Source organism: Zavarzinella sp. (genome assembly GCA_041399155.1).
Classification (GTDB): Bacteria; Planctomycetota; Planctomycetia; order Gemmatales; family Gemmataceae; genus JAWKTI01.
Map to the genome: position 1 here is coordinate 139,411 of JAWKTI010000005.1, position 23,449 is coordinate 162,859.

General features: G+C 49.5%; 21 protein-coding genes. 6 read left to right on the plus strand and 15 right to left on the minus strand.

The features are described 5' to 3' along the window. Window positions 1-272: 272 nt before the first annotated feature. Window positions 273-713 carry an ATP-binding protein gene (locus R3B84_21045; GenBank protein MEZ6143058.1) on the plus strand — a complete coding sequence of 147 codons (441 nt, stop codon included), beginning with the start codon at window positions 273-275 and terminating at the stop codon, window positions 711-713. Continuing rightward, a complete protein-coding gene (locus R3B84_21050; GenBank protein ID MEZ6143059.1) occupies window positions 703-1,473 on the plus strand; it encodes a tRNA(His) guanylyltransferase Thg1 family protein in 771 nt (256 codons plus the stop codon). Before R3B84_21045 ends, R3B84_21050 begins: the two co-directional genes overlap by 11 nt. Before the next feature lie 26 nt (window positions 1,474-1,499). Here R3B84_21050 and R3B84_21055 read toward each other — a convergent pair whose 3' ends face one another. Continuing rightward, window positions 1,500-2,831, minus strand: coding sequence for a DUF1552 domain-containing protein (locus R3B84_21055; GenBank protein MEZ6143060.1), 1,332 nt, complete (start codon window positions 2,829-2,831; stop codon window positions 1,500-1,502). 119 nt (window positions 2,832-2,950) lie between these two features. On the opposite strand from R3B84_21055, the gene R3B84_21060 reads away from it, so the two are divergent. Next, the gene (locus R3B84_21060; protein ID MEZ6143061.1) at window positions 2,951-3,721 is read left to right on the plus strand and encodes a hypothetical protein; all 771 of its coding nucleotides are present in this window, start codon (window positions 2,951-2,953) and stop codon (window positions 3,719-3,721) included. Window positions 3,722-3,761: 40 nt separating this feature from the next. On the opposite strand, the gene R3B84_21065 is transcribed toward R3B84_21060, so the two are convergent. From R3B84_21065 to R3B84_21105, 9 genes are all read right to left on the minus strand, one after another. Then, a complete protein-coding gene (locus tag R3B84_21065; GenBank protein ID MEZ6143062.1) occupies window positions 3,762-4,262 on the minus strand; it encodes a hypothetical protein in 501 nt (166 codons plus the stop codon). A gap of 35 nt (window positions 4,263-4,297) precedes the next feature. Then, window positions 4,298-6,331: an FAD-dependent oxidoreductase gene (locus R3B84_21070; protein MEZ6143063.1), complete on the minus strand. Its 2,034-nt coding sequence runs from the start codon at window positions 6,329-6,331 to the stop codon at window positions 4,298-4,300. Then, a complete protein-coding gene (der, locus tag R3B84_21075) occupies window positions 6,331-7,785 on the minus strand; it encodes a ribosome biogenesis GTPase Der (GenBank protein MEZ6143064.1) in 1,455 nt (484 codons plus the stop codon). Before der ends, R3B84_21070 begins: the two co-directional genes overlap by 1 nt. 486 nt (window positions 7,786-8,271) lie before the next feature. Beyond that, window positions 8,272-9,612 (minus strand): DUF1552 domain-containing protein, encoded by a 1,341-nt coding sequence (locus R3B84_21080; GenBank protein MEZ6143065.1) that lies wholly within the window; start codon window positions 9,610-9,612, stop codon window positions 8,272-8,274. Between the two features lie 41 nt (window positions 9,613-9,653). After that, on the minus strand, window positions 9,654-11,942 hold the full coding sequence (locus R3B84_21085) for a DUF1592 domain-containing protein (GenBank protein ID MEZ6143066.1): 2,289 nt from the start codon (window positions 11,940-11,942) through the stop codon (window positions 9,654-9,656). 1,000 nt (window positions 11,943-12,942) lie between these two features. Then, window positions 12,943-14,568 (minus strand): prenyltransferase/squalene oxidase repeat-containing protein, encoded by a 1,626-nt coding sequence (locus R3B84_21090; protein MEZ6143067.1) that lies wholly within the window; start codon window positions 14,566-14,568, stop codon window positions 12,943-12,945. Window positions 14,569-14,892: 324 nt separating this feature from the next. After that, complete coding sequence (locus R3B84_21095) at window positions 14,893-15,240, minus strand: hypothetical protein (GenBank protein ID MEZ6143068.1); 348 nt, start codon at window positions 15,238-15,240, stop codon at window positions 14,893-14,895. A gap of 77 nt (window positions 15,241-15,317) precedes the next feature. Then, entirely contained in the window at window positions 15,318-16,517 is a 1,200-nt protein-coding gene (locus tag R3B84_21100; protein MEZ6143069.1) for a prenyltransferase/squalene oxidase repeat-containing protein, read from the minus strand. 196 nt (window positions 16,518-16,713) lie between these two features. Further along, window positions 16,714-17,718, minus strand: coding sequence for a hypothetical protein (locus R3B84_21105; GenBank protein MEZ6143070.1), 1,005 nt, complete (start codon window positions 17,716-17,718; stop codon window positions 16,714-16,716). A gap of 345 nt (window positions 17,719-18,063) precedes the next feature. On the opposite strand from R3B84_21105, the gene R3B84_21110 reads away from it, so the two are divergent. Together R3B84_21110 and R3B84_21115 are read left to right on the plus strand one after the other, a co-directional pair. After that, window positions 18,064-19,365, plus strand: a complete 1,302-nt coding sequence (locus R3B84_21110) for a PhoPQ-activated protein PqaA family protein (GenBank protein MEZ6143071.1) — start codon at window positions 18,064-18,066, stop codon at window positions 19,363-19,365. A 6-nt stretch (window positions 19,366-19,371) separates the two neighbouring features. After that, a complete protein-coding gene (locus R3B84_21115) occupies window positions 19,372-20,913 on the plus strand; it encodes a J domain-containing protein (protein MEZ6143072.1) in 1,542 nt (513 codons plus the stop codon). An 80-nt stretch (window positions 20,914-20,993) separates the two neighbouring features. Here the strand turns inward: R3B84_21115 and R3B84_21120 are convergent, their stop codons facing one another. Further along, a complete protein-coding gene (locus R3B84_21120) occupies window positions 20,994-21,239 on the minus strand; it encodes a hypothetical protein (GenBank protein MEZ6143073.1) in 246 nt (81 codons plus the stop codon). Between the two features lie 136 nt (window positions 21,240-21,375). On the opposite strand from R3B84_21120, the gene R3B84_21125 reads away from it, so the two are divergent. Then, a complete protein-coding gene (locus R3B84_21125) occupies window positions 21,376-21,891 on the plus strand; it encodes a hypothetical protein (GenBank protein ID MEZ6143074.1) in 516 nt (171 codons plus the stop codon). Here R3B84_21125 and R3B84_21130 read toward each other — a convergent pair. From R3B84_21130 to R3B84_21145, 4 genes are all read right to left on the minus strand, one after another. Beyond that, on the minus strand, window positions 21,857-22,192 hold the full coding sequence (locus R3B84_21130) for a hypothetical protein (GenBank protein ID MEZ6143075.1): 336 nt from the start codon (window positions 22,190-22,192) through the stop codon (window positions 21,857-21,859). The genes R3B84_21125 and R3B84_21130 overlap by 35 nt on opposite strands. Beyond that, window positions 22,189-22,515, minus strand: a complete 327-nt coding sequence (locus tag R3B84_21135) for a hypothetical protein (protein ID MEZ6143076.1) — start codon at window positions 22,513-22,515, stop codon at window positions 22,189-22,191. The genes R3B84_21130 and R3B84_21135 overlap by 4 nt, the downstream gene beginning before the upstream one ends. Then, complete coding sequence (locus R3B84_21140) at window positions 22,509-22,739, minus strand: hypothetical protein (protein MEZ6143077.1); 231 nt, start codon at window positions 22,737-22,739, stop codon at window positions 22,509-22,511. The genes R3B84_21135 and R3B84_21140 overlap by 7 nt, the downstream gene beginning before the upstream one ends. 94 nt (window positions 22,740-22,833) lie before the next feature. Further along, window positions 22,834-23,355, minus strand: a complete 522-nt coding sequence (locus R3B84_21145) for a hypothetical protein (protein MEZ6143078.1) — start codon at window positions 23,353-23,355, stop codon at window positions 22,834-22,836. Window positions 23,356-23,449 lie beyond the last annotated feature (94 nt).

The following is a 23,449-nucleotide window of genomic DNA, read 5'->3' on the forward strand; positions in this document are numbered from 1 at the left end:
AAAACCGTCATTCCCGAGTAGGCGGTAATCCACGACTGAAAAACCTAAGCAGCTACCAGAAAATTGACACCTCACATCAGAATGCAGGTACTATTCTGTTTCTGGATCATTGCACATTTTCGAGAAACAACCGTCTGGATCGCTACCTCTTTTTTCCTACCCACGAAAAGGCTCAATGGCTCCTTTTACCATTGCATGAACCTTTTTAGTCGACTCCTGTCATCTACGGTGAGTTATCCACGTGATGAAAGGGAAAAACGGGAAGGAAAGTCATGGAGGCGGTTCTCTTTATTGGTCTGCAGGCTTCGGGAAAATCGAGCTATTACAAAGAACGATTTTTCACGTCGCACGTACGGATCAGCCTGGACCTCCTGAAAACACGGCACCGCGAAAAGCGCTTGTTGGCAATGTGTCTGGAAACAAACCAGCCATTTGTGGTGGATAATACCAACCCCATGCTGGCAGATCGTGGGCGATATCTCAAGGATGCGAAAGAAGCTGGATTCACGGTAGTGGGGTACTATTTTCAATCCCGCATCGCTGACTGTTTGGAACGGAACCAGCATCGCCCGAATCCGGTTCCAGTGGTCGCTTTGCTTGCTACGTCCGGAAAGCTGGTATTGCCCAGTTATTCGGAAGGATTTGACACGCTGAAGTATGTGCAACTCACCAGCACAGGTTTTGTGGTTGAGGAATGGACCGATGAAGTTTGATGATCTCGACAGGAAAATGCGCGTTTTTGAAACCGCTGCCGACATGTGCGTGCTGCCTGGCATGTACATGATTGCTCGACTGGATGGTCGTAGTTTTACCCGGTTGACCAAAGAAATTTGCGATTTTGAAGCACCATTTGATGTGCGATTCCGCGATTTGATGGTCGCCACGACAGAAGCACTGATGACATGTGGCTTTCAGGTGCGTTACGCTTACACCGAAAGCGACGAAATTTCACTGCTTTTTGATCCGGATGAGCAATTGTTTGGCAGAAAGCTTCGCAAATACCACTCGACGTTGGCTGGTGAGGCGAGTGCACAGTTTTCTCTGAAACTTGGACAACCGGCCAGTTTCGACTGCCGGATTTCACAAATGCCCAGCATCGAACTGGTTCTGGATTATTTTCGCTGGCGACAGGAAGATGCTGCCCGCAATGCCCTGAACGCCTGGTGCTATTGGACACTCCGGAAAGAAGGGCTCAGTGTTGCTCAGGCAACATCCGAGCTACTTGGTCGATCAACTCGTCAAAAGAACGAGTTGTTGTTTGAGTATGGGATTAACTTTAATGATCTGCCCCACTGGCAAAAACGTGGGGTGGGTCTACTGTGGGAGCAATACGATAAAATTGCTGTGAATCGCAAGACTAACGAGACGACCACTGCACGCCGGAAGCGGATTCGAACGGAAGATCATTTGCCGATGAAAGAGGAATATCATCGCTTCTTGCAGCAGATGATCTGCCCACTGCAGCCAGCGTAGAGAAATCGTTGGGACTTGCTTGCAGATTATACCAGGCCACTGAGTGTGCTGGTGCTGTCGGCAAAGCGATCTGTTTCGATACCCATTTTTTGTAACATGCTTAACAGCACGTTGGACATGGGTGGGTGTTTTTCAATAGGGAATGCCAGGTGCTGTCCAAGTTTCATCCCCAGACGATGCCCACCTGCCACGAGCAGTGGCAGATTTTTCGGTGAATGTTCCCCACCGGTGCCACTGTTCATACCGGAACCAAACATAATCGTGGTGTTATCCAGCATGTTGCCTTCGCCTTCAGCAGTCGATTTCAACATCCCCATGAAGCGGCCTAGCCGTTCAAGGTGAAAGCGGTTAATTGCAGCAAGTTTCTGCAACATCCCTGCATCCCCACCGTGGTGGGAAAGTTCATGATGGTTTTCCCCACCGCCGCCGTAACCACCTGCTTCGCGGCTCCATTCAAAGGTAATCACCCGCGTGGTATCGGTAATGAATGCCAGGTAGCTCAGCTCCAGCATCACATCCAGCCACATTGGGCGATCATGGCCATTCATTGGCTGGCTGTTTAACTGCAAACCGGTATCACCCACCTTGGGTTTCGGAATATCCATCCAGCGTTGCATCCGTTCAATCTGCTTTTCGGTGGCCCGCACACTGGCAAGATATTCATCCAGTTTGCGTCGATCCGTGATACCCAGCTTCTTGTTCAGTGCGGCAGTTTCAGACGCAAGATCGTCCAGAATCGACCGCCGCTGCTGGTAACGCAACAGTAATGCTTCGCGATCTTTGGCAGTTTCTGGTACAAACAGCCGCTCAAACAGACGGCGTGGGGAATTTTCAGATGGTTGTGGCACGCCTGTGATGTCAAAAGAGAGCGTGTGCGAATGCCCCGCACTACCCGTGCCACTCATGTCGCCAAGTTGTAGCGAAGAAAAGCGGGTATGTTTGCCATGGAAATCTGCGGCAATCTGATCCGCAGAAATCGTATTAGTGTAATCAGCACCCGGCTTTGCTTTCAGGTAGGCAGCAGTCAACCAGGTATCTGCCCCACTGTGACCACCTTCGGAAGCAGGGTGACCCAGCCCAGTGCACACGGTGAAGTCGTTGCGAAACTCTTTCAGCACTTCCAGCGTGGGAGAAAGCGTGTAATTGGCACCGGTATCTTTCGGCACCCACTGCAGAATGTTCACACCGTTGGGCACGTAACAACAAATCATCCGTGGGACATTGCTGACCTGAGATTTTGGCCATGGTTTGAATGTGGATGGTGCCGACTGCAATTTCGGCAACATGGCATCGAGAAAAGGTAACGCCAGTGCAGCACCAGCACCACGTAGGAGAGCTCTGCGGGAAAGAGGTTGCATCAGGTTCATTCCGAATAATTTTCTTCTCCTGCATTATAGAAGATCCTCGGCCCCCAATGGCATGGAAAATGGCCAATGGTGCAGCGTTGTTTTAACGGTTTTCGCTGGCATTGACCTTTTTGCGATTAATCGTTATTGGCACACTATCTCAAGTTATGGAGAGAAAGATGTACGCCGCAATCATGATCGCACTATCGATGTTTTCTGGTAAGCTCGCAAAGAGCACACCTGAAATGATCGAGAATCAGGTCACAATAGAATGTCAAGTATTTCAATTCCCGCATGAGGAATGGAAAAAGATCGAAAAAACATTGAACATGTTTCCTCACAAGACGTGTACAACTTTGACCCGCAATCAAGTGGATGCAACTTCTGAACACTGGAATTCGAAGAATATTATTCGATTGTCAGCTCCGAAACTTGTTGTCTCTGCTGGAAAGGAAGGGGAAGTTTTTGTTGGCAGTCAGGACAAACGGCTTTCGAATGTACAATTCATGATTACTACCCATGGCTTTTTCCTGAAGCCTAAGATCACAAAGGTACAAACAGGATCACGGTTCACTCTGCAGCCTGTATTGGAAAAAAAAGACAACATCAAATTAACAGCTACCTATTCCGATCTGACAAATGAACGACCTCGCCAATTGAGTATTGGCATGGGAATCAGTACCAATAAGCTGGGTGGTATCGGGAATCTGGTAGAAGTACAACCTCATGATACCGAACGGACCGTGAAGGTGACACGCAGTCTTGCTTCTGGTGATTACATGTTGATTCGTCTTGCTGATGAGGTTGTCGAAGCCAATGGGTTTGATGAAAATGCCAAACCAAAAACTATGGACGTTGCTATCGTGAAAATTGCATTGATCCGTGCAACCAAACTGAACTAAGGGCCTATTGCTGGTGCGAGCCAGACAGACTTGAATGCTGTCAACCAGTCTGGCCTGTGTCATGCTTTCTTTTAGTACCAGCAGGTTTGCGTTGCCTTGCTTTGGCTTTCCCACCTTCACTGATGGCGTTCTCTTCGCTTCGAGTAAATTTTGCGATATTTTCCAGCTTTCGAAATCGGAGTGCCGACCAGTCTTCATCAACTGCCACCTGGCGGACAGGTTCCCAGCCCACAGCACCCAGTGCTGCCCAGCCTGTATTGCGATGAAATTCGCATTGGTAGCGTTTCGAACTTCCTTTGGGATAGCAAATCCACAGAATGGCATCGGTGCTGGCTTTGCCAAGCCAGCCTGCAACAGTTTCTACTTCTGCAAGTGTGCTGGCAAACACTATGGCAAAATGGAATTGTTCCAGTTGCTCTGGAAGTCGATCGATCACAACCTCTTCCAAGGCCTGCAGTTCTTTTTCGAAGCTATCTGGGGCATTGACCACCAGCATTGTACGGTGGGTGCCCAGGTTCAACTTTTTGAAAAGTGGTGTCATGCTTTTGTCCCAGATGCAATGTAACCGGTCATGCATTATTTCAATACTGGTAGATCGAAATTCTGGCGGAGGAGATCGTACCACGCCTTCAGGTATTCCCCACGAGTTGTTTGCGGGGTTGTTGCTGGCATCGTGAGTACTTTTGCGTTTTTGGGCAATTTACCCTGTGCATGTTCAAGCAGTTTTCTCATCCATTGCAAATCGGCTGACAGTTTCGGCTGAATATTTACTTCTGTGCGATTCAATGGGATCAGGCGATTCATTGCCAGCATGTTGGCAGCAGCAAAGCCCACATCGTCTGGTTGAAGATCAGCGAATGGCCAGATAACCAATGGTTGCCCCCCAGTGGGACTGCACAGACTGCTGCGAATGCGATTTAACGCCTTCGGTGACTGATAGATTTTCTGCAGTGGTAATTGCTGTTCGATACCCGTTGCTGACGTAGCACCTGCAGATTGACCAATCATCATTGATTGATCGTGCAACCGCACGGCACTGCTGACAATGCTGGTATAACCCAGGTTTTTCTGGGCCGCAATCAGACGATCCAGTTTTTCTGGTATCATGCTGCGGATAGGTAACAGAGCACGGTCGCTATATGGTCCCCAGCCTCGGCCGGGCTTGCCATAACATTCCCAAGGTCCTGCCGTACCCAACGTGGGGTGAAATGCCCGCCCCGTGGGATGAAAATCATACTCGAATTGCCAGCAAGCGATGCCATCTTCATACATCACTGTGGCATACTGGTCTTTCGCTCGATCCGTTTTCAGCGTGTCCTGTTCCTTCATGATGTATTGTGCCTTCAAATGCAACGATTCCCGCAAATAGGGCTTCGGTGGCAACTTGTTGGCTGTACCAAAATAATCGGGCAGGCGAAACTTACGAAAGTTGACCTGTGCCCGCTGCTGGGGTGTAGATCGCTCGTAAACTGTTGTCTGCAAGTGGTATAAGTAGCCGAGAGTATGCAATTGGCAATCGCGATAGATGACATCCCGCTCCGCACGTGTCATTTCAGCAATGTTCTTTTTTGAAGATCCTTTGCTTAATTTTTCCAACTCATCGACCACGTGTAGTGGGAGGTGATCCAGGGGATAATTGATCGGCGGGATGTTGATCAAAATCATATCGTGCTTCGTTTTCAGGTCGTATTTTTTCGCATCTAGCAACCGTCTGCCGGTGTAAATTCGATCCGGCATTGGGAACCCTTTGCCAAATAGTCGTGGGTGTTTCCAGCCCACCTTCGTCCAGTCATCATAGGTCAGTGCGGTGGCCATCAAGTAGCGCCTTTCATCGTACCGATCCGGCTTTGGGATTACTGCTTCCTGATCGGTCTCTTCAATTACCAGTCCCCAGTTGATCGGATTCATATCTGTCAGTGGGTACGTTTCACGATCAGTGGGAGCGGTTGGTTCCTGAAACTCGCTCTTTAATTCTGGCCCACAGCGATGCCCCGCTTTTGACAATCGAATCACATCACCCCAGTCGCTGGCATCAATAGTGATTGTTGCATGCACAGAAACGGTGGATGGAGTGCTGGAATCACCCAACTCCTGAAAGTGAACTCCCAACAATTGATCCTGATCAACGAAACATTTAACAGGCTGGAATGCAGATAAGATCCTGATCTGTCCGCTTTCGCTGTAGGGTTGAAGCATTTCATTGAAAATCTCTGCCGCATCGTGTGGCAGCACAGTATTCTTCACCACAGTATTGCCTGGGCGTGCGACACCGTACTTTTCGAAATTCTTCTTTTCAATCCGTTGAATCACTTCGAGAAACAATCCCGAGCGTGGGAAAGGTGTATCGTTCGTTCCGGTGCGGCCACGGTTTTCATCAATTGCTCCTAATGCTTCTGATGAAAACTGCCCACCGAGCCACCTGGTATCGTTTACCAGCACAATGTGCTTCACACCCATCCGTGCGGCCTGAAGTGCTGCTGCACAGCCAGATTCTGTACCACCGACAATGAGCAGGTCACATTCGATACGATTCGGATTCGGTGGTGCCGCCCACGAACAAAGAAATGTGGCAAAAAATGTTGTGATTGATAAGAGGATTTTTTGAATCATCAGACATCCCACAATTCGGATTTTTTACTCTTTTTAGGGGGGCGTGGCTTCTTTTTGCTTTCAGTCCCTGCCGCAGTTTCCTTTTCTGCTTTCGTGGAAAACACATCGTCCATCGCAGGCATTTTGTTGCCTTTCCCAGCAATAGTGCTGCGGTGGCGAAAATCCAGTTTGATCGGCACTTCTGCAAATGGCAGGTGTTTGCGGAAGTACCCCAGCAAATACCGCTGATAGGGTTCGTCAAACAAATCGGGGCCGTTAGTAAACAGCACAATGGTGGGTGGCTGCACAGCCACCTGAGAAGCAAAATAGATCTTCGGCTGGCGTTTCGCTTTTTGTGCAGGTGGGTTCTGTTCAATAGCAGCCCGGAGCACTCGGTTAAGTTCCCCGGTGGTCACCCGCATCTGTGCCTGCTTATGCAGGTGCTGGGCAAGGTTCAGCAGGCGGTGCACATTTTTCCCTTCTTTTGCCGTAATAAATGCCAACGGCACATAATCGAGCATGGGAAACATCTTCGAGGTGTAATCACCAAATTCTTCGGATGAAACCTGATTCACCACCAGATCCCATTTGTTGAATACGAAGATTGCCGGCTTCATGTGATCCAGAATATAGCCTGTCAATTGTTTATCGATCCGACCAATTGGCACGGTGGCATCAAAAAACATCATCACCACATCGGCCCGGCGGATCGATCGTTCTGCACGTGCCATGCTGTAAAATTCGATGCTGTTGGCCAGGCTGCTTTTGTGCCGCACACCGGCAGTATCAATAGCAATGATGGTTTTGCCATCCCGCTCAAACCGCACATCCACGCTGTCCCGCGTTGTGCCAGGAATCTCGCTGACAATCACCCTGTCTTCTTCCGCCAGGGCGTTGATAAACGTGCTTTTGCCTGCGTTGCGTTTGCCCACAATCGCTAATTTCAGCGAAACATCGCTCGGGGATTCTTCAGTATCCGGTGGCAGCTTTGCCAGAATTGCTTCCAGTAGATCGTACGCACCACGATCCTGTTCCGCACTGACAGGAACCACCGGATCAAAGCCAAATCGGTGAAAATCGTACGCGTTCGATTCAATCACTTCTGTATCGCACTTATTCACCACACAGATGATCGGTTTTTTGAGTTGCCGCAACTGTTCTACAACAACTTCATCCAGTGCCACAATACCTGTGCGGGCATCGGTCACGAACAGAATTACATCTGCGACATCGATGGCCGTATTAATCTGGCGTTCCACATCGGCCGATAACTCATCGGAATCGACAATGCCAATCCCCCCGGTATCGAACAGTTCGAAGAAACGTCCACTGGCTTCCACCATGTACGACACCCGATCGCGTGTCACGCCAGCGGTGGGGTCAACGATGCTGATTCGTTTCCCTGTCAGCCAGTTGAACAACGACGATTTGCCCACGTTGGGGCGTCCTACAATTGCAACAATCGGTAAAGCCATCTCACGCCTGGGAAAGATTTACTTTCCTGCTAAAGTCATTTGGAACAATCTGGCATTATATCACGTTCACAGGTTCAAACGAATTACACTGTAGGGTTTTTGCGTCTTTGGGCATACCTCAACGGAACGCTGGATTCTTTTGTGCTACCCCATGTATACTGAGCCGCGACGACCATATGCCAAAAAAGCATGAAATTATTTCCATGCACATATTAATATATCCATGTAAATTTTGTTCAGTGTCAATTTTTGTGAAAAATGAGATCACTTACACGTATTACTTTTGTCGTAAGTCTTTGATTTGTAAGCAATTACGACAATGCCAATTATTTCGATGATTTTCTGAAAATAACGATCAAAAGACTGTTTGATAGATGCTGTGGTGCTGTCGAAGGGCAATTGGTATCGACAAATTTCCACTTGCGACCCTACGACAAAACCGTGATGGAAACCGCCTGGACCTAACCCGTTGTCCCGTAAGGGATATTAATTCAACCCATTCAGAATCCCGGTGCTGTCGCCGAGTTGTTCCAATTGCACATCCAGACGCTGTAACAGTGCCAGCCACAGATTATTCAGTGGGGTTTCTTTACCATATATCAGGTGGCGACCGGTGCTGACCTTGCCACCCGCGCGGCCAGCCATGACGATGGGTAAATTATCGTGGTTGTGGGCATTTCCATCGGAATTCCCACTGCCATAGGCCACCATCGCATGATCCAGCAATGTACCAGCACCTTCAGGTGTGTTTTGTAGTCTGGTCAGGAAGTAGGCCAGTTGTTTTGTGTGAAACTCATTAATCTGGCGGATTTTGTCCTTCTTTTCCTGCTTGTTTTCGTGGTGAGACAGGTCGTGGTGGCCTTCCCGCACGCCAATGAAGGGGTAAGGTTTGTTGCTGCCTTCATTCGCAAACACATAGGTTGCCACCCGCGTGACATCTGCCTGAAATGCCAGCACCAGCAGATCGGCCAGTAGCTGCAGGTGCTCTTCATAATTTGCCGGAATACCAGTGGGGGCTTTTTGGTCCGGTGCCTTCACTGGTGGCAGTTTTTCGGCCTGAGCAATCCGCACTTCCACATCTCGCAATGCAGAAAAATACTCATTCAGCTTGCGTTGATCGTTGGTGCCCAGTTTGCGGGTTAAATCTGATGAGTCTTCTTTAATGAAATCGAGAATACTCTTTCGTTTGGCATCCCGTTCCGCACGTGCTGCATCATTGCCATTGCCAAACAATCGTTCGAACACCAGCTTCGGGTTAATTTCCTTTGGTAATGGCTGGGTGCCCGATTTCCACGACATGGTGGATGAATAGACGCACGAATAACCACTGTCGCAGTTGCCTGCCATGGCCCCACCTTCAGCCCCGATTTCAATCGAAGGAAGCCGCGTCTGGTGGCCAATGCGGCCTGCAGCAACCTGGTCTACAGAGATACCCGCCCGAATATCCAAACCATCGGTTTTCCGTGGCTGGCACCCAGTCAAAAACGCAGCCAGCGCCCGTGCGTGATCCCCACCACCATCTCCGTGGGCACGTGCTTTGTCTGCGGTCAGATTGGTCAGCACGTTGATGTTATTCAAATGCTTTTCTAATGGTTTAAGAATTGCTGGAAGATCGGCTGCGGACAGCTTACCTTCTGCTTTGGGTGTCCAGTCAGCCATATTCACGCCGTTAGGCACATACAGGAAAGCCAGCCGATTCGGGATTTTGGGTGCGGAGCCGGGATTCGCCCATGCCGACTGTGGTGCCATTGCTTCCAGCCAGGGGATGGCAATTGCTGCACCAATACCTTTCAGAACCGTTCGACGATCTAATGCTTGAATATTCATAATATCACCATATTTTCATTGAGTAATTTTTCGTAAGTTCTTTATTTTTCTGAATTAAGCGACATTTCTTTCTGTGCTGATCCTCTTCTCAGCCGGAACGGATCACTTTGGACAATGGCACCCACGAGTGCGGAGAATCGGTGTTCCTTACTTGCGGTGGTGCGGACAATTTGGTCCAAACTTCGTTTGTCGTACCAGTCTGTTCCGCGTCCAATCGCATAAATGAGCATTTTCTCAGCAAGATTGTGGGTAATTAAGTCCTGCTTCCCTTTCAGAATCGTCTTCAGTTCATTCGGATTCGCAAATTTCTGCCCATCTGGCAAAATGCCAGCGGGATCGATATCGAAATTGCCATCTTTGGTTCGGAAACCTCCCACCGCATCAAAGTTTTCGAACGCAAAGCCCATATCGTCCATTTTAACGTGGCAATTGGCACAGGCTGGGTTCTTGCGGTGTTCGATCATCCGTTCCCGAAGAGAGGCTGCTGCCACAGCGGCGGAATCTTCCTTCAACGGTGGTACATCTGCTGGTGCTGGCGGTGGAGGAGTGCCCATGATCTGTTCCAGCACAAACTTGCCACGTTTCACTGGTGAAGTACGCGTGGGATTGGAAGTAACAGTGAGAATACTGGCGTGGGTTAAAATTCCCCCACGCAGGTGGCCTGGAGGCAATTCCACCCGCACAAATTGATCCCAGGGAATCTCTTTGGCACCTGGCGTCTTGAATCGCTTATCCCACCGATTGCCCTTGGTGTCGGCAATCCCATAGTGGGTGGCCAGTCGGCCATTTAAGTAAGTGTAATTCCCGTCAATCATATCCAGAATCGAACGATCTTCGCGAATCAGCTCCTCAAAGAACATGCGGGTTTCCTGAATCATCGCCGACCGCAGCCGTTCATCGAACTTGGGAAACTGTTTGCTGTCAGGCGAAAAACTGTACAGCCGTTGTAACTGCAGCCACTGCATCACAAACTGGTCCACTAGCGATTTCGCCTTGGGGTCTTTCAACATCCGTGCTACCTGGGCTTCCAGATTTTGGGAAAGTTGCCCACGTTGGGCCAGTTGAAACAGCTCCTCATCGGGCATGCTGGCCCATAAAAAGTAGGAAAGCCGACTGGCAAGTTGATATTCGCTGATGGGGTGGGGATCTTTGCTGTCGGGCCGAAGATCTAACTCAATGCGGAATAAGAACTTCGGCGAAACCAGCACCGCCTGCATCGCCAGTTGGAAGCCTGCCTCCCGGGGCTTACCTTGCTGCTCAATAGCCTGCACCAGTTTCACTAAGCGTTGAACTTCATCCGGTGTTGTGGGGCGACGATAAGCGCGGCTGGCAAACCTCTCCATTATTTTTTCCACGTGCTTGTCGGTAGCCCACGTGGGGTCGACTGCTAGCAATTTCTGTTGTGTTTCTGGGCGGGTGTCCATTGGTCCCTTCAGGTAAAACCATTCCACATGCAGCGTTATGTCCGGTGCCTCATCCACCAACTGTACCGCAACACGGTGCTCCCCTTTGGGCAGAGTCAGTGGCAGTTCCAGCACGGTTGGTTTTTTCTCATCACCTGCGGGCACCATAACGGTTTTAATTTCTTTGCCATTAATCGTAATTTTCGCCGTAAGTTCTTTGCTGCCGGGAGTTTGCGAATAACAACGACATTTGAAGAGATACTCCCCACCTGAGGTCAGGCGGTAAGGGGTGTTCAAATTCCCTTTATTGATCGCTCGGAACTTCCCAATCTTGCTCGGATCGGTACCTGGTTCCAGATATTTCCCCGCCTGATAGCGCTCTGGCGATTTCGGTGGGTTGACGATAATTGCCCTCGACATGATCGATTCTGCCGCAGCAAGATACCGTTCAAACAATACCGGTGAAACGGTCAAAACATCGCCAATGTTGTCGAAACCGTAGCCGATGTCATCTGCAGGAAAATCTTCGGCGGGATTGAAATCGATACCCACCAGATCACGCACGGTATTGGCATACTCCACCTTGTTGAGACGACGCACCGTTACCTGCCCGGGATCGGGCTTGGCATTGCGGTCGGCCAGCTCAAAAGTGGTTTTCACGAGTTTCAGAAACTCTTCCCGCTCTGCCACGGTGGGCTGGGGTCGATTTTTTGGTGGCATTTCGCCTGCGTGCAGCACCCGCTGCACACTGCCCATTTTTTTGCGTGCGGCCAACAGGCTTTTTTCATCTACAATCGTATGTAGTGCCAGTTCCGCACTCTGTTTCTTTTCACCATGGCAACTGATGCAGTATTTTTGCAGAAACGCAGTGCCCTCTTTGGCAAACTCCGCACCACAAAGATGAGAGTTTCCTAATAAAAGCAGCATCAAGAATAAAAGCCTGTGTACCATGAACTACCGTGTAAAAATGAAATTTCAGGGAAGGTATGTCGTGGATATTCTACCACGGTTTTGAATTGTTTCCAAGTGAGAAACTCTCTGGAACTGTTTTGGCAGAAACAATTCTATTTCGATTGATCTGCAATTGCATCAATGCAAAATGATTCACCAGTTGCATCGAAACTTTGCCGATTCTCAATTCCTGGTATGTCAAAGTGATTCGCCGAAAGTTGCTGTTTTTTGGCTCCGAACGAAGTGGATATTATTGCGCATTCGGAACGGGTTTGTGCTTCCATTTGGCAACAGCGATACAGATCAGTGCTAAGCCAAATGCCATTGTAATGTTGCCCAAATCCGAATAAAGTGCCTCGTTGTATGCCCACAGTGTATTCGCCCGATCACCACTGTAAGACCATTTTGGTGGCCATGCTAACCAACGTGCACCGCAACGCACGAAAAACCCAATTACTGCGATCACGACGCCGAATGTTGGCAGCAGTGGCACGCTGAATGTGCTTTTCCTATTTTGTTGTGATGTTGGTGCGTCAGGTAGTTCTGGTTCGAATGGTTGCCGGCAATTCGGACAAAATGCATCCCTGATCATCGGAAGAGTCTGTCCACATTTCGGGCATTGTTGCATTCGAATTCTCCTGACGGCTTCAGAGTTCTCCCACATGGTGTGGTAGATGACCATAATTGTAAAAATGTTATCTTACCCAGTGTTTTTCAAAATTATGTCCGCAAATCGCTGTTTTGCTGACACGATTTTCAGTGAAGTCTCAATTTAGGTAGCCACTCTCTAATGTGTTGCCTGCAAGAAGCAGTTACTGCAGAACAGAATGGTATGAAGTGGAATCCCAATTTGGGATCGTATTGAGTGGTTAATTAAATTTCGAAGTTTCCTTGCTGACTGTGGGCAGGCAAGGATTTTCAAGAATATCCGAAAGGACAGAATGGTGGGCAATCAGTCAACATTATCCGACAGAAATTATCGGTCGAGTTCGACGATACCGCCTGCGGAACTGCGTTTGTAAAGTGGCAGGTGGCGGTAATAGACTTCCAGGGTCAGCAGGCACATACAGGTGGTGCCCAGGCGACCGCACTGACCACCGATATGACTGCCGTCTGGAGCCCAGCTCCCATCGAGGTTTTTGTCACCCGATTTGTTCTGCCAGCCAATCAGCGAATCACGCATCTTTGGATTGAACGCTTTCCACTCGGGACCATCATAAAAATGGATCACCTGAGTGGCATAGTAGAAGGTATACATGTTGATCGGAACCCGATTCACCGTGGCAGGCTTGGTGGCTGGCAACTGTCGTGAAAGTTCCGTCAAACGTTTGACACCCTTTTGCAGTGCTGGGTGGGCTGGTGTCCAACCAGTGTACTGGCGGGAGAGCAAACCTACCGAAGTCAGCGTGGGAGAATTCCCAGGGGTGCGATAGCCATATGCAGCACCCGAGTCTTCCTGCACTTTGTTCAGAAAGCCGGTAATCGCCTTGTAAGCTTTCGCTTTGTCAAAGCGGATTTCGGCAATGTCCGCACTTTTCAGTGCCTGCACCATCCAGCCCACGATCGAAGTATCACCTTCGCTGGCCCGGCTCATGCCGTAACCCCAGCTACCATCACCTGCCTGGGTGTTGATAATGAAGTTCACCGCGCGGGTGGCAATCTGTTTCAGGCTGGGGTCTTTGGTCATCCCCACGGCTTCGCACAGGGCCACCGTTCCGATCGCGTGTGAGTAAGGAGTACTGATGCCCACTTTCTTCACCATGGAACCATCGAGGCTCACCTGAGAAGAAAGCCATTCGACACCACGTGCAACCACTTCGCGATATTTCTTGCCCGACTTGTGGGTTTCGCCCGCAGCCAGGAAGGGGAGGAGTGCCATACCCGTCGCAGCAATCTTGTAGTTGTGCTCTTTCCCGTCAGCGGTATCGTATTCCCAATAACCTTTATTGGAACCATCTTTAATCTGCTTGCGTGCCAGCCAGGTCAGACCTTTGGCCACTGAAGCTTCGGATTCGGTGTTCCCACCGCGATCCTTCACCAGTTGTAATTTATCAGAACCAGACCTTCCTCTCATTCCTGGTGTAGCAAGGCTACTCGTATTGCACACCATCCCAATCATTGCGGAACCATCTGGCTTTTCCTGTCCCGAAGTGCCTGTAGTTACGCTGAGATCGAGTGCTGGGCCGACAGACTGGGACTGGTTGGCATCCAGTAATAACGCATCTGCAAGGCCGATCGGCTCTGTACTGACTATATTTTCCACGAGCTTTTCTTCTTCACGCATCACTTCCACTGCTGCTTCCAATTCGGGATCAAGCCCTAAATCCTGGTTGGTCAATTCTGCTTCGGGCTTTTTTTCTGCATCATTCACTTCCGCAGCAGTGAACACATCGGCTGGTTTTGCAATGAGCAGTTGATCCTGTAACAGGTTGGTGAACAGCATTACCACTACCAGGATAAGGTGTACCCCACCGCTGATGACGAATGCTGGCACATAAACAGTCATCAGTCGTGTGCTGGTGGGTACTTCGGCGACTTCCAATGGGCGGATGACCGATTGCCCGCCGTTGGGTGGTTGAATAGTTCTTTTTTCCAGTAGCATGCTTCTTCTCAGTAAGTATTCGATTGATCTCATTTTTGTTAGCGCAGGACTACGCCTCGCTGACGTTGGTTTCTTTCATCAGCGTGCACACACTTAGCAATGTGGCACCAGCTTTCAGTGCATTCAATCAGTAGCAATACGCCACTGTCACGTTTATGCGCAAGCGGGCGCAAATACGTAGAAGTTCAGAATCCCAATTTGGGATCGTTATCAGTGGTTAATTAAATTTCGAAGTTTCCTTGCTGACTGTGGGCAGGCAAGGATTTTCAAGAATATCCGAAAGGACAGAATGGTGGGCAATCAGTCAACATTATCCGACAGAAATTATCGGTCGAGTTCGACGATACCGCCTGCGGAACTGCGTTTGTACAGTGGCAGGTGGCGGTAATAGACTTCCAGGGTCAGCAGGCACATACAGGTGGTGCCCAGGCGACCGCACTGACCACCAATGTGACTGCCGTCTGGTGCCCAGCTCCCATCGAGGTTTTTGTCACCCGATTTGTTCTGCCAGCCAATCAGCGAATCACGCATCTTCGGATTGAACGCTTTCCACTCGGGACCATCATAAAAATGGATCACCTGAGTGGCATAGTAGAAGGTATACATGTTGATCGGAACCCGATTCACCGTTGCAGGTTTGGCGGCTGGCAACTGTCGTGAAAGTTCCGTCAAACGTTTGACACCCTTTTGCAGTGCTGGGTGGGCAGGTGTCCAACCAGTGTACTGGCGGGAGAGCAAACCTACCGAAGTCAGCGTGGGAGAATTCCCAGGGTGCGATAGCCATATGCAGCACCCGAGTCTTCCTGCACTTTGTTCAGAAAGCCGGTAATCGCCTTGTAAGCTTTCGCTTTGTCAAAGCGGATTTCGGCAATGTCCGCACTTTTCAGTGCCTGCACCATCCAGCCCACGATCGAAGTATCACCTTCGCTGGCCCGGCTCATGCCGTAACCCCAGCTACCATCACCTGCCTGGGTGTTGATAATGAAGTTCACCGCGCGGGTGGCAATCTGTTTCAGGCTGGGGTCTTTGGTCATCCCCACGGCTTCGCACAGGGCCACCGTTCCGATCGCGTGTGAGTAAGGAGTACTGATGCCCACTTTCTTCACCATGGAACCATCGAGGCTCACCTGAGAAGAAAGCCATTCGACACCACGTGCAACCACTTCGCGATATTTCTTGCCCGACTTGTGGGTTTCGCCCGCAGCCAGGAAGGGGAGCAGTGCCATGCCGGTCGCAGCAATCTTGTAGTTGTGCTCTTTACCGTCAGCGGTATCGTATTCCCAATAACCTTTATTGGAACCATCTTTAATCTGCTTGCGTGCCAGCCAGGTCAGACCTTTGGCCACTGCAGCTTCGGATTCAGAATTACCACCACCTGCTTTCAGCAGTTTGTCGCGGGTGGCGCCGGAACGGCCCATCATCCCTGGGGTTGAAAAGTTCCCCATGCCACCGCCAGCACCCATGGCTGCAACGCCGTCTGGTGATTCCAGACCCGTGAAACCGGATGCGGCATCCAGATTCAACGCAGGTCCAATGGCCTGGGTCTGGTTGGCATCCATCAAGGTGGCATCCGCAATACCGATGGCTTCATCGGTAACCACGTTTTCAACCAATTTTTCTTCTTCACGTTCCACTTCAACCGAAGCTTCCAGTTCTGGATCCAAACCCAGGTCTTCGTTGGTCAGTTCCGCTTCTGGCTTTTCCTCCGCTTCATTCACTTCAGCAGCGGTAATCGCATCGGCTGGCTTTGCTTCCAGTTCCGCGTCTTTAAACAGGTTGGTGAACAGCATCACCACCACCAGGATCAGGTGAACCCCACCGCTGATGACGAATGCTGGTACATAAACGGTCATGACCCGTGTGCTGGTGGGCACTTCGGCAACTTCCAACGGGCGGATGACCGATGGTCCCCCCTTGGGTGTTTTGACAGGTTCTTTTTCTCGAGCCATGATCTCCTCCTTAAACGAGCAATCATGAAATAAAAAACAGTAAGACAGGTAATATCATTATAGAGAACTTTACGTTCTCATCGTGGGCTTCAAATCCATTTTTTCAAACAGTTTCACGCACTTGGCACCTGCTTCCAGCTGGTGCTTCAATAAATCAGCGGCAGGATAACGCTGCCACGTTTTTGCTTAGTTGGGCTTATTTCATCCCACCATCTCCGTTACCGTCAAGTTCGTCGCGGAATAATTCCTGATCAATCACTGGTTGTGGCAGGGATTGTTTCACTTCCCGATCACTCCGCCGAAACCAGATCGTCAATCCAATCACCAGCAATAAAAGTCCAATAACAAACCCAATCACCGTCATTGCTGGCCAGATACTCGGCTTTGCTGGTGGGGCCTCCGGAAAGATGTCGAAGGTTTTCCCAATCAGCATCGGAACCCGCTTCACTTTCGCGGGATCATTCCCTTTCTTGGTCTGAAACTTTTGATGCGAAAACTTAAAAAAGTATCCATCAAAGCTCACTTTTTTTCGCAGATCTTCCTTGCCCAATTCAATGCCTTCGGGCAGTTCTGTCACAATCAGGGTCAAATACTCATTAAACCCTTTCGGTTTAATCCATGCCTGATAGAGCCACTCCGTATTCAGATCGGCTTTTACCCCATCGGGTGCCCCCACGCGGAGAACCATGAACAGTTCCCCTTCGAAGTGGAGGAGTTCCCGCAGATAATCAAACCGTGCGTTGGTGAACAGATCGCTGAACCGCACATCGCGGTAAGCATATTTCTTCATCAACTCCTGATCGCGGGAAGAAGCATACACAACTGTATAGTCAAACGCTCGAGCTTCCTGCCGTGCGAGTGCGACCTGTTCTAGCCCTACAAACTCAGTGGTCTGGCGAAATTCGCCATCGTCCAGCACCGCCTCAAACCACGGTAAGTTCTTTTCCAGCCGTACTTTACGCTCTTCAACCTTCGCGGGATCTTCCTTCGAAGGCACCGCAGGTGTAGCAGGGTCAATCAGCCCAGGCTCTACGACAGGTGGCTGGTTGGGATTCAGTCCGGGAGATTCGTACTTCGGTTCAGGTTGTTCCCCACCTTTTTTGGGTTCCTGGGCGAATAGCACGGGTACAAGCAACACTGCAACCAAGCAGAATGTGCCCGCTGCCCGAATGTTGAACGTGGATGTGCGATTGTTGCCCACAGTATCCCTCCTGCCCACCACCTGGGGAATGATTCAGCCTAAATTCTTATTATAGAAGAACTTAAGACTGCTTGACCCCCGCCTTCACGTGGGGTCAGTTCAAAACCCTCCCCTGTGAAGTGCATATGAGACGAGATGAAGGATAAAATAGTTCCACAAAATATTTAAAATGAGCAAAAATTGTCCACTCATCGTTTATTAATGAGTTTTTGATGAGAAGGAGTGGCACTACAAAGGACGTTCGTGAGAGTTTCAGTGAAAATGAAAATTTAATGAATGGTTCCCTAGCGGCACATATTCGGCTAAATTGAAGGTGCGGGTTACCCCACACTGAGAAATCATCTGATGAATAGACTCCTAGTTGCACTAATCGCCGTAAGTTGCTTTACGCATTCCAGTTACGCCGACCTGAAAGAATATGTCCAGAAAAAAGACGCGGCCTTCCAGTGGAAGTTGGTCCGCACGGTGGAAGCGGAATCAGGCACTGCGTACACGATTGATCTGGTTTCCCAGAAATGGCAGGGCATTGTCTGGGACCACACCCTTGTAGTTGTAATGCCCAAAGGCAGCAAACCGGGTGATACGATCTTTTTGTGGAATGATGGCGGCAAACCGAGCAGCATTTCGTCGTTGGTGACATTCGAACTGGCTCGGCGGAGCAAAGTTCCAATGGCCTTTCTTTACGGAATACCCAAACAGCCACTATTCGAAGGAAAACGCGAAGACCACCTGATTGCGGAAACTTTTGTGCGTTACCTGCAATCGAAGGATGAAAGCTGGCCGCTGTTGTTCCCAATGGTCAAAAGTCTAGTGCGGGCGATGGACTGCCTGGAAGAGTTTTCCAAAAAAGAATGGAAAACCGATGTGAAAAGCTTCGTCGTGGCGGGTGCTTCTAAACGTGGCTGGACCGCCTGGCTGACGGGTGCAATTGACTCCCGCGTGAAGGCGATCAGCCCGATGGTTATTGATACGCTGAATTTTCAGAAGCAATTGCCCCACCAGATGAAGTCGTACGGCAAACCTAGCGACATGATCGCACCGTATACCCTGCGGGGCCTGGTGCCAATTCCCAATACACCGATTGCCGAAAAACTATGGCAGATGATCGATCCGTGGGTGTACCGCAAAGACCTGGAAATGCCCAAGTTGATCGTGAATGGCTGCAATGACCCATATTGGACGCAGGACGCACTGAATCTGTATTGGGATGACCTGAAAGGCGACAAATGGGTGCTTTACGTTCCAAACGCTGGCCACGGTCTGGAAGAAACGCTCCCCGATGGTTCCAAATCCCGCATTAAGGCGATCAGCACGGTGGCTGCGTATGCTTATGTGCAGGCAAATAAGAAATCATTCCCCAAATTATCGTGGGAACATGCCACGAAGGGGGATCAGTTGACGGTGAAAGTAGCCAGCACGACCAAGCCCATCGGTGCAAGGCTCTGGTATGCCGATTCTGCCACCAGAGACTTCCGCAAATCACAATGGAAAAGCGTGGAATGCACCGATTGCACCAAAGAAGTTTCTGCCAGTGTGGGCAAACCGAGCACCGGTTTTCGCTGCCTGTTTCTGGAAAGTGATTACAATATCGATGAACATCCACTACATTTGAGTACCCAATTACGAATTGTGGGTACGGAGAAGTAACCTGCGGTGGCCCAAGAATCGGAACATTTACCTGCGGATCACCGCAAATGGCCAGTCGATCCTTTCGAATTACTCGGTGTCACGCGCAGTTCTACCGAGAAAGACGCAAAACGTGCGTATACACGACTCATCAAGCAGTACAAGCCCGAACATGCACCCGAACAGTTTCAACTGATTCGGAAAGCCTACGAAAGCGTGCAGTGGTACCTGAAGTTGTACGCACCAGAGCCTGCCACTACAGAAACCGAAGAATTACCGGCACCGATTTCTGAGCCAGAACAGACAAGCACGCCGATTGATGAAAACTCTTTCATTAATGAGTTTGCCGAAAACCCATTACCACCCGACAAACCTCTGCTGGCATCCGATCTGGACCAGTTATTTGGGCGAACTGCATCCGACAAACCACCACCTGTAAAGGATTTGCCCCCACCGCCTGAGGTGGAGAAACCTTCTGATATCTGTTGGAATATGGTGATGGCGGGGGAGACCGTCGAGGCTTATCAGTTACTCCAACAACTTCTCGAGAAACCTTCACGCAAAGCCGAGGCCTATTTTCAGCTTTACTGGCTTCTGACCTTCCATCCGGAACTCGACCCCACCCGTCAGCCGATAGAGTATTTGATCCGATTGCTGGAAATCGATGCTTCCAGCCACCGTGTTATTCAGGCGGTGCAGCAGGAATTGAACAAATCGCCGGAAGCCGCACTGTCTGATCAGTGGGAAGCAATGCTGCCCAAATTGCCCAGATCATCCGATTTGTGCAAATTGCTTACTTTTCGCATCGAAGTGCTCTGCGATTTACGCGAATATGAGGTGGTATTGGACCTGCTGAAGTTGTATTCTGCCGCGATCAGCATTGATAATGAACTGGAATTGCTGAATCTGCTTGTAAAAATCATGGGGCGGGTGGTCTGGTTTCCCCAGCGACCGGAATGTGTTGAAGTACGAAAGTTCTGTCTGCAAAGCATTCGAGATTTAGAGCACCTGTCGGTGCAGGCGTCGCAGACTTTTGACGACCTGGATTATCTGCGGGAAACGGTCAGCAGTTGGCTGAAGTGTGTTCCAAACCGGAATGCGAAATCAGCCGTGTTGCTGATGCGGGAAGCATGGTCGAAGATGCACTTCCAGATTGGCCACTTGGTGGAGCAATTTGCAGCTGAAGTAATGCGTGAACCAATTGTCTGGCTGAATCGATTTGATCGCATGTATTATGATGGGGGAATCACCGCACTGGCATTTATGCAGGTGAACCTGGAATCTCACTTTTATACGCTGAACCTGAAGTGGGAAGGCAACCCGGTACCCGCCACCTGGAAACGGGAAATGCGCCAGGCTTTGAAACATTCCCGCCGGTACCTGCTGGATTTGCGGAAACAAATCGTCGACATTGCATTCACCTGGGGTGTTTCAGTCGATGCGATTGCTCAGGAATATTCGGAAACACTGGTTCAGGTGGGTGAAGAAGGCTGCCACCTGAGTGCTGCGATATACGGCGATGTACCATTGCGAATCCTCAGCTATGCCCAGATGATCGCAATGGGATAGGCTGTTGCAATGTTACTTGGCTAAGGTCAAATCTTGTTATTTTGCATTTGTATCCATACCGATGGTAATCAGTGGATCGATTATTTTTTGATAACGAAAAGATACTTATCTGTCTGAATATATAACAAGCCATTAGCAACAATCGGTGTGCCATGAATGCTATTCTCGAATTCAATTCTCTGAATTAACAGATCGTGTTTTATTTTCTGATAAAGCTCTTTAGATTTTGTCCTCATTGCGTGATTTGCTGCGGTTTCTTTCGCCTTTTCATTTCCTATCGCATTTTCGTATGCCTTTTTCCCGGCTTCATTGGTAATTGCTTGCATGTGATAATTGTTGTATCGAGTGCAACCGGTCATTCGGGAGGGTTGGGTAACTGATTTAGCAAATTGGGGTGTAAAAAGATGGGTCTTTCTGCGATATCAGGGGTTCTGACAACCAAACATCGCAGGAGACCCAATAATGATTATCCCAGACACATCTTCTTCAATCAACCCCAACTTCCTGTTTGGCCTATTTGATCGACTCGCATCAGAAGTCAATCGTGCTGTACAGGAATGCATGCCGATTCGTGATTTCGAGCAACATGTTCAACAATCGGTTGCTCAAATTGGTGCTTCAGCAATCTCGTTGTACCTGGAAATGCTTGGCGATGGCGACGTGGGAGAAAAGATCCAGACAGAAACAGGTGAAGTGCTTCATCGCAGCGAAGAACCCCGACAACGGTCCATCCGAACGATCTTTGGTGAGCATCGGTTTGAGCAGTATGTTTATGGCGTCGATCTTGGCCGCAAGATTGATTTGTATCCTGTGGATGTCATGATTCAGATGCCAGCAAACACATATTCTCCGTGGTTTCGCGAGGTCATGCATTATCTCAGCACAAAGATGTCGTATCAGGAATCATCAGATGTGATTTCTTTGTTGTATCGAGTGCAACCGGTCATCCGGGCAAGGGTAATAAGTGGGACAGATTGAGCTGTTTGCGGAACCTGTCTGTTCTTTGGTATTCCTGGTTAGCCAGGTAAATATGAAAATCTCTGGTTCGACCTGCCAGATCAATTGCTCGGGCGTGTAGCATTGCCTGGGCCCCTTTCGTTTTCCATCTCATTCCCGTGCGGCACATTCGATCCATCACCAGGTGCCGACAAGCCCCTTCAATCACCCCAGTTGCAATCGGCAGCCCTTGCTGCAAATAGCTGTCATATCTCATCCGGTGGTAGTTCTTTTCAAAGTAGTTGCAAACCTGATTAATCTTCTTTAACTTTTCTGCTTTCAATTCGCTTTTTGTCGCTTTCTGACGGATCCCGAAACCACACTTTTCACATCTCCCTTCAGGATTCTCAATAGGCGGTCTCGAGCAAACGCTTCCTGATGTTCACGGTGAGACTCAAACACTTTTGCCGCATCCCACACATAACTGGCAACATGAATGATATCCAGGATATCAATTGTTTCGTATGAATCGAAATTGACATCAGATGCTTCCCACAAACTGGTCTGACCATCCATCAGCCGTACCAAAGGCTGACCTGATTGGTGGCGACGTTCGACCTGTTCTGCTGCCCACACCATCGCGTGGTGCGTGCCTCTGATCAGCACCCCTCCGCATCACATTGCGACAAAAATCCCGCAACCACTTTGCCCACCGGTTCGGGGCGTTTCTCCTCACGATTCGAGTTTTCTCGAAATAACGCTGCGACAATCTCTTCAGCCGTTCGAAAATATTCATTCACGGAATATACGGTCGCCAGCGTCGCCATACGCCGATTACCAGGAAAATACCGTTGATCAAACGCTGGAATCGCCTTCGTCTTGCGAACCATGGGGACTCCTTTGGCATTGGCACTCACCACCAGAATCTTTCCCTCTGCTGTTGGTGCAGGAATTGGGATCTCATTCAGAAACTGTTCTGCAGATTCACTCAGAATTGTGGATATTTCGTTCCAGAGTATCGACCGGACTCTTTTGCAGATACAACAAAGAAATCACATCTGATGATTCCTGATACGACATCTTTGTGCTGAGATAATGCATGACCTCGCGAAACCACGGAGAATATGTGTTTGCTGGCATCTGAATCATGACATCCACAGGATACAAATCAATCTTGCGGCCAAGATCGACGCCATAAACATACTGCTCAAACCGATGCTCACCAAAGATCGTTCGGATGGACCGTTGTCGGGGTTCTTCGCTGCGATGAAGCACTTCACCTGTTTCTGTCTGGATCTTTTCTCCCACGTCGCCATCGCCAAGCATTTCCAGGTACAACGAGATTGCTGAAGCACCAATTTGAGCAACCGATTGTTGAACATGTTGCTCGAAATCACGAATCGGCATGCATTCCTGTACAGCACGATTGACTTCTGATGCGAGTCGATCAAATAGGCCAAACAGGAAGTTGGGGTTGATTGAAGAAGATGTGTCTGGGATAATCATTATTGGGTCTCCTGCGATGTTTGGTTGTCAGAACCCCTGATATCGCAGAAAGACCCATCTTTTTACACCCCAATTTGCTAAATCAGTTACCCAA

Coding starts and splice junctions, on each gene's coding strand:
- R3B84_21045 (MEZ6143058.1), top strand. CDS start 273: ATGGAGGCGGTTCTCTTTATTGGTCTGCAGGCTTCGGGAAAATCGAGC.
- R3B84_21050 (MEZ6143059.1), top strand. CDS start 703: ATGAAGTTTGATGATCTCGACAGGAAAATGCGCGTTTTTGAAACCGCT.
- R3B84_21055 (MEZ6143060.1), bottom strand. CDS start 2,831: ATGCAACCTCTTTCCCGCAGAGCTCTCCTACGTGGTGCTGGTGCTGCA.
- R3B84_21065 (MEZ6143062.1), bottom strand. CDS start 4,262: ATGACACCACTTTTCAAAAAGTTGAACCTGGGCACCCACCGTACAATG.
- R3B84_21070 (MEZ6143063.1), bottom strand. CDS start 6,331: ATGATTCAAAAAATCCTCTTATCAATCACAACATTTTTTGCCACATTT.
- der (MEZ6143064.1), bottom strand. CDS start 7,785: ATGGCTTTACCGATTGTTGCAATTGTAGGACGCCCCAACGTGGGCAAA.
- R3B84_21080 (MEZ6143065.1), bottom strand. CDS start 9,612: ATGAATATTCAAGCATTAGATCGTCGAACGGTTCTGAAAGGTATTGGT.
- R3B84_21085 (MEZ6143066.1), bottom strand. CDS start 11,942: ATGCTGCTTTTATTAGGAAACTCTCATCTTTGTGGTGCGGAGTTTGCC.
- R3B84_21090 (MEZ6143067.1), bottom strand. CDS start 14,568: ATGCTACTGGAAAAAAGAACTATTCAACCACCCAACGGCGGGCAATCG.
- R3B84_21100 (MEZ6143069.1), bottom strand. CDS start 16,517: ATGGCTCGAGAAAAAGAACCTGTCAAAACACCCAAGGGGGGACCATCG.
- R3B84_21110 (MEZ6143071.1), top strand. CDS start 18,064: ATGAATAGACTCCTAGTTGCACTAATCGCCGTAAGTTGCTTTACGCAT.
- R3B84_21120 (MEZ6143073.1), bottom strand. CDS start 21,239: ATGCAAGCAATTACCAATGAAGCCGGGAAAAAGGCATACGAAAATGCG.
- R3B84_21125 (MEZ6143074.1), top strand. CDS start 21,376: ATGATTATCCCAGACACATCTTCTTCAATCAACCCCAACTTCCTGTTT.
- R3B84_21140 (MEZ6143077.1), bottom strand. CDS start 22,739: ATGGTTCGCAAGACGAAGGCGATTCCAGCGTTTGATCAACGGTATTTT.
- R3B84_21145 (MEZ6143078.1), bottom strand. CDS start 23,355: ATGATTATCCCAGACACATCTTCTTCAATCAACCCCAACTTCCTGTTT.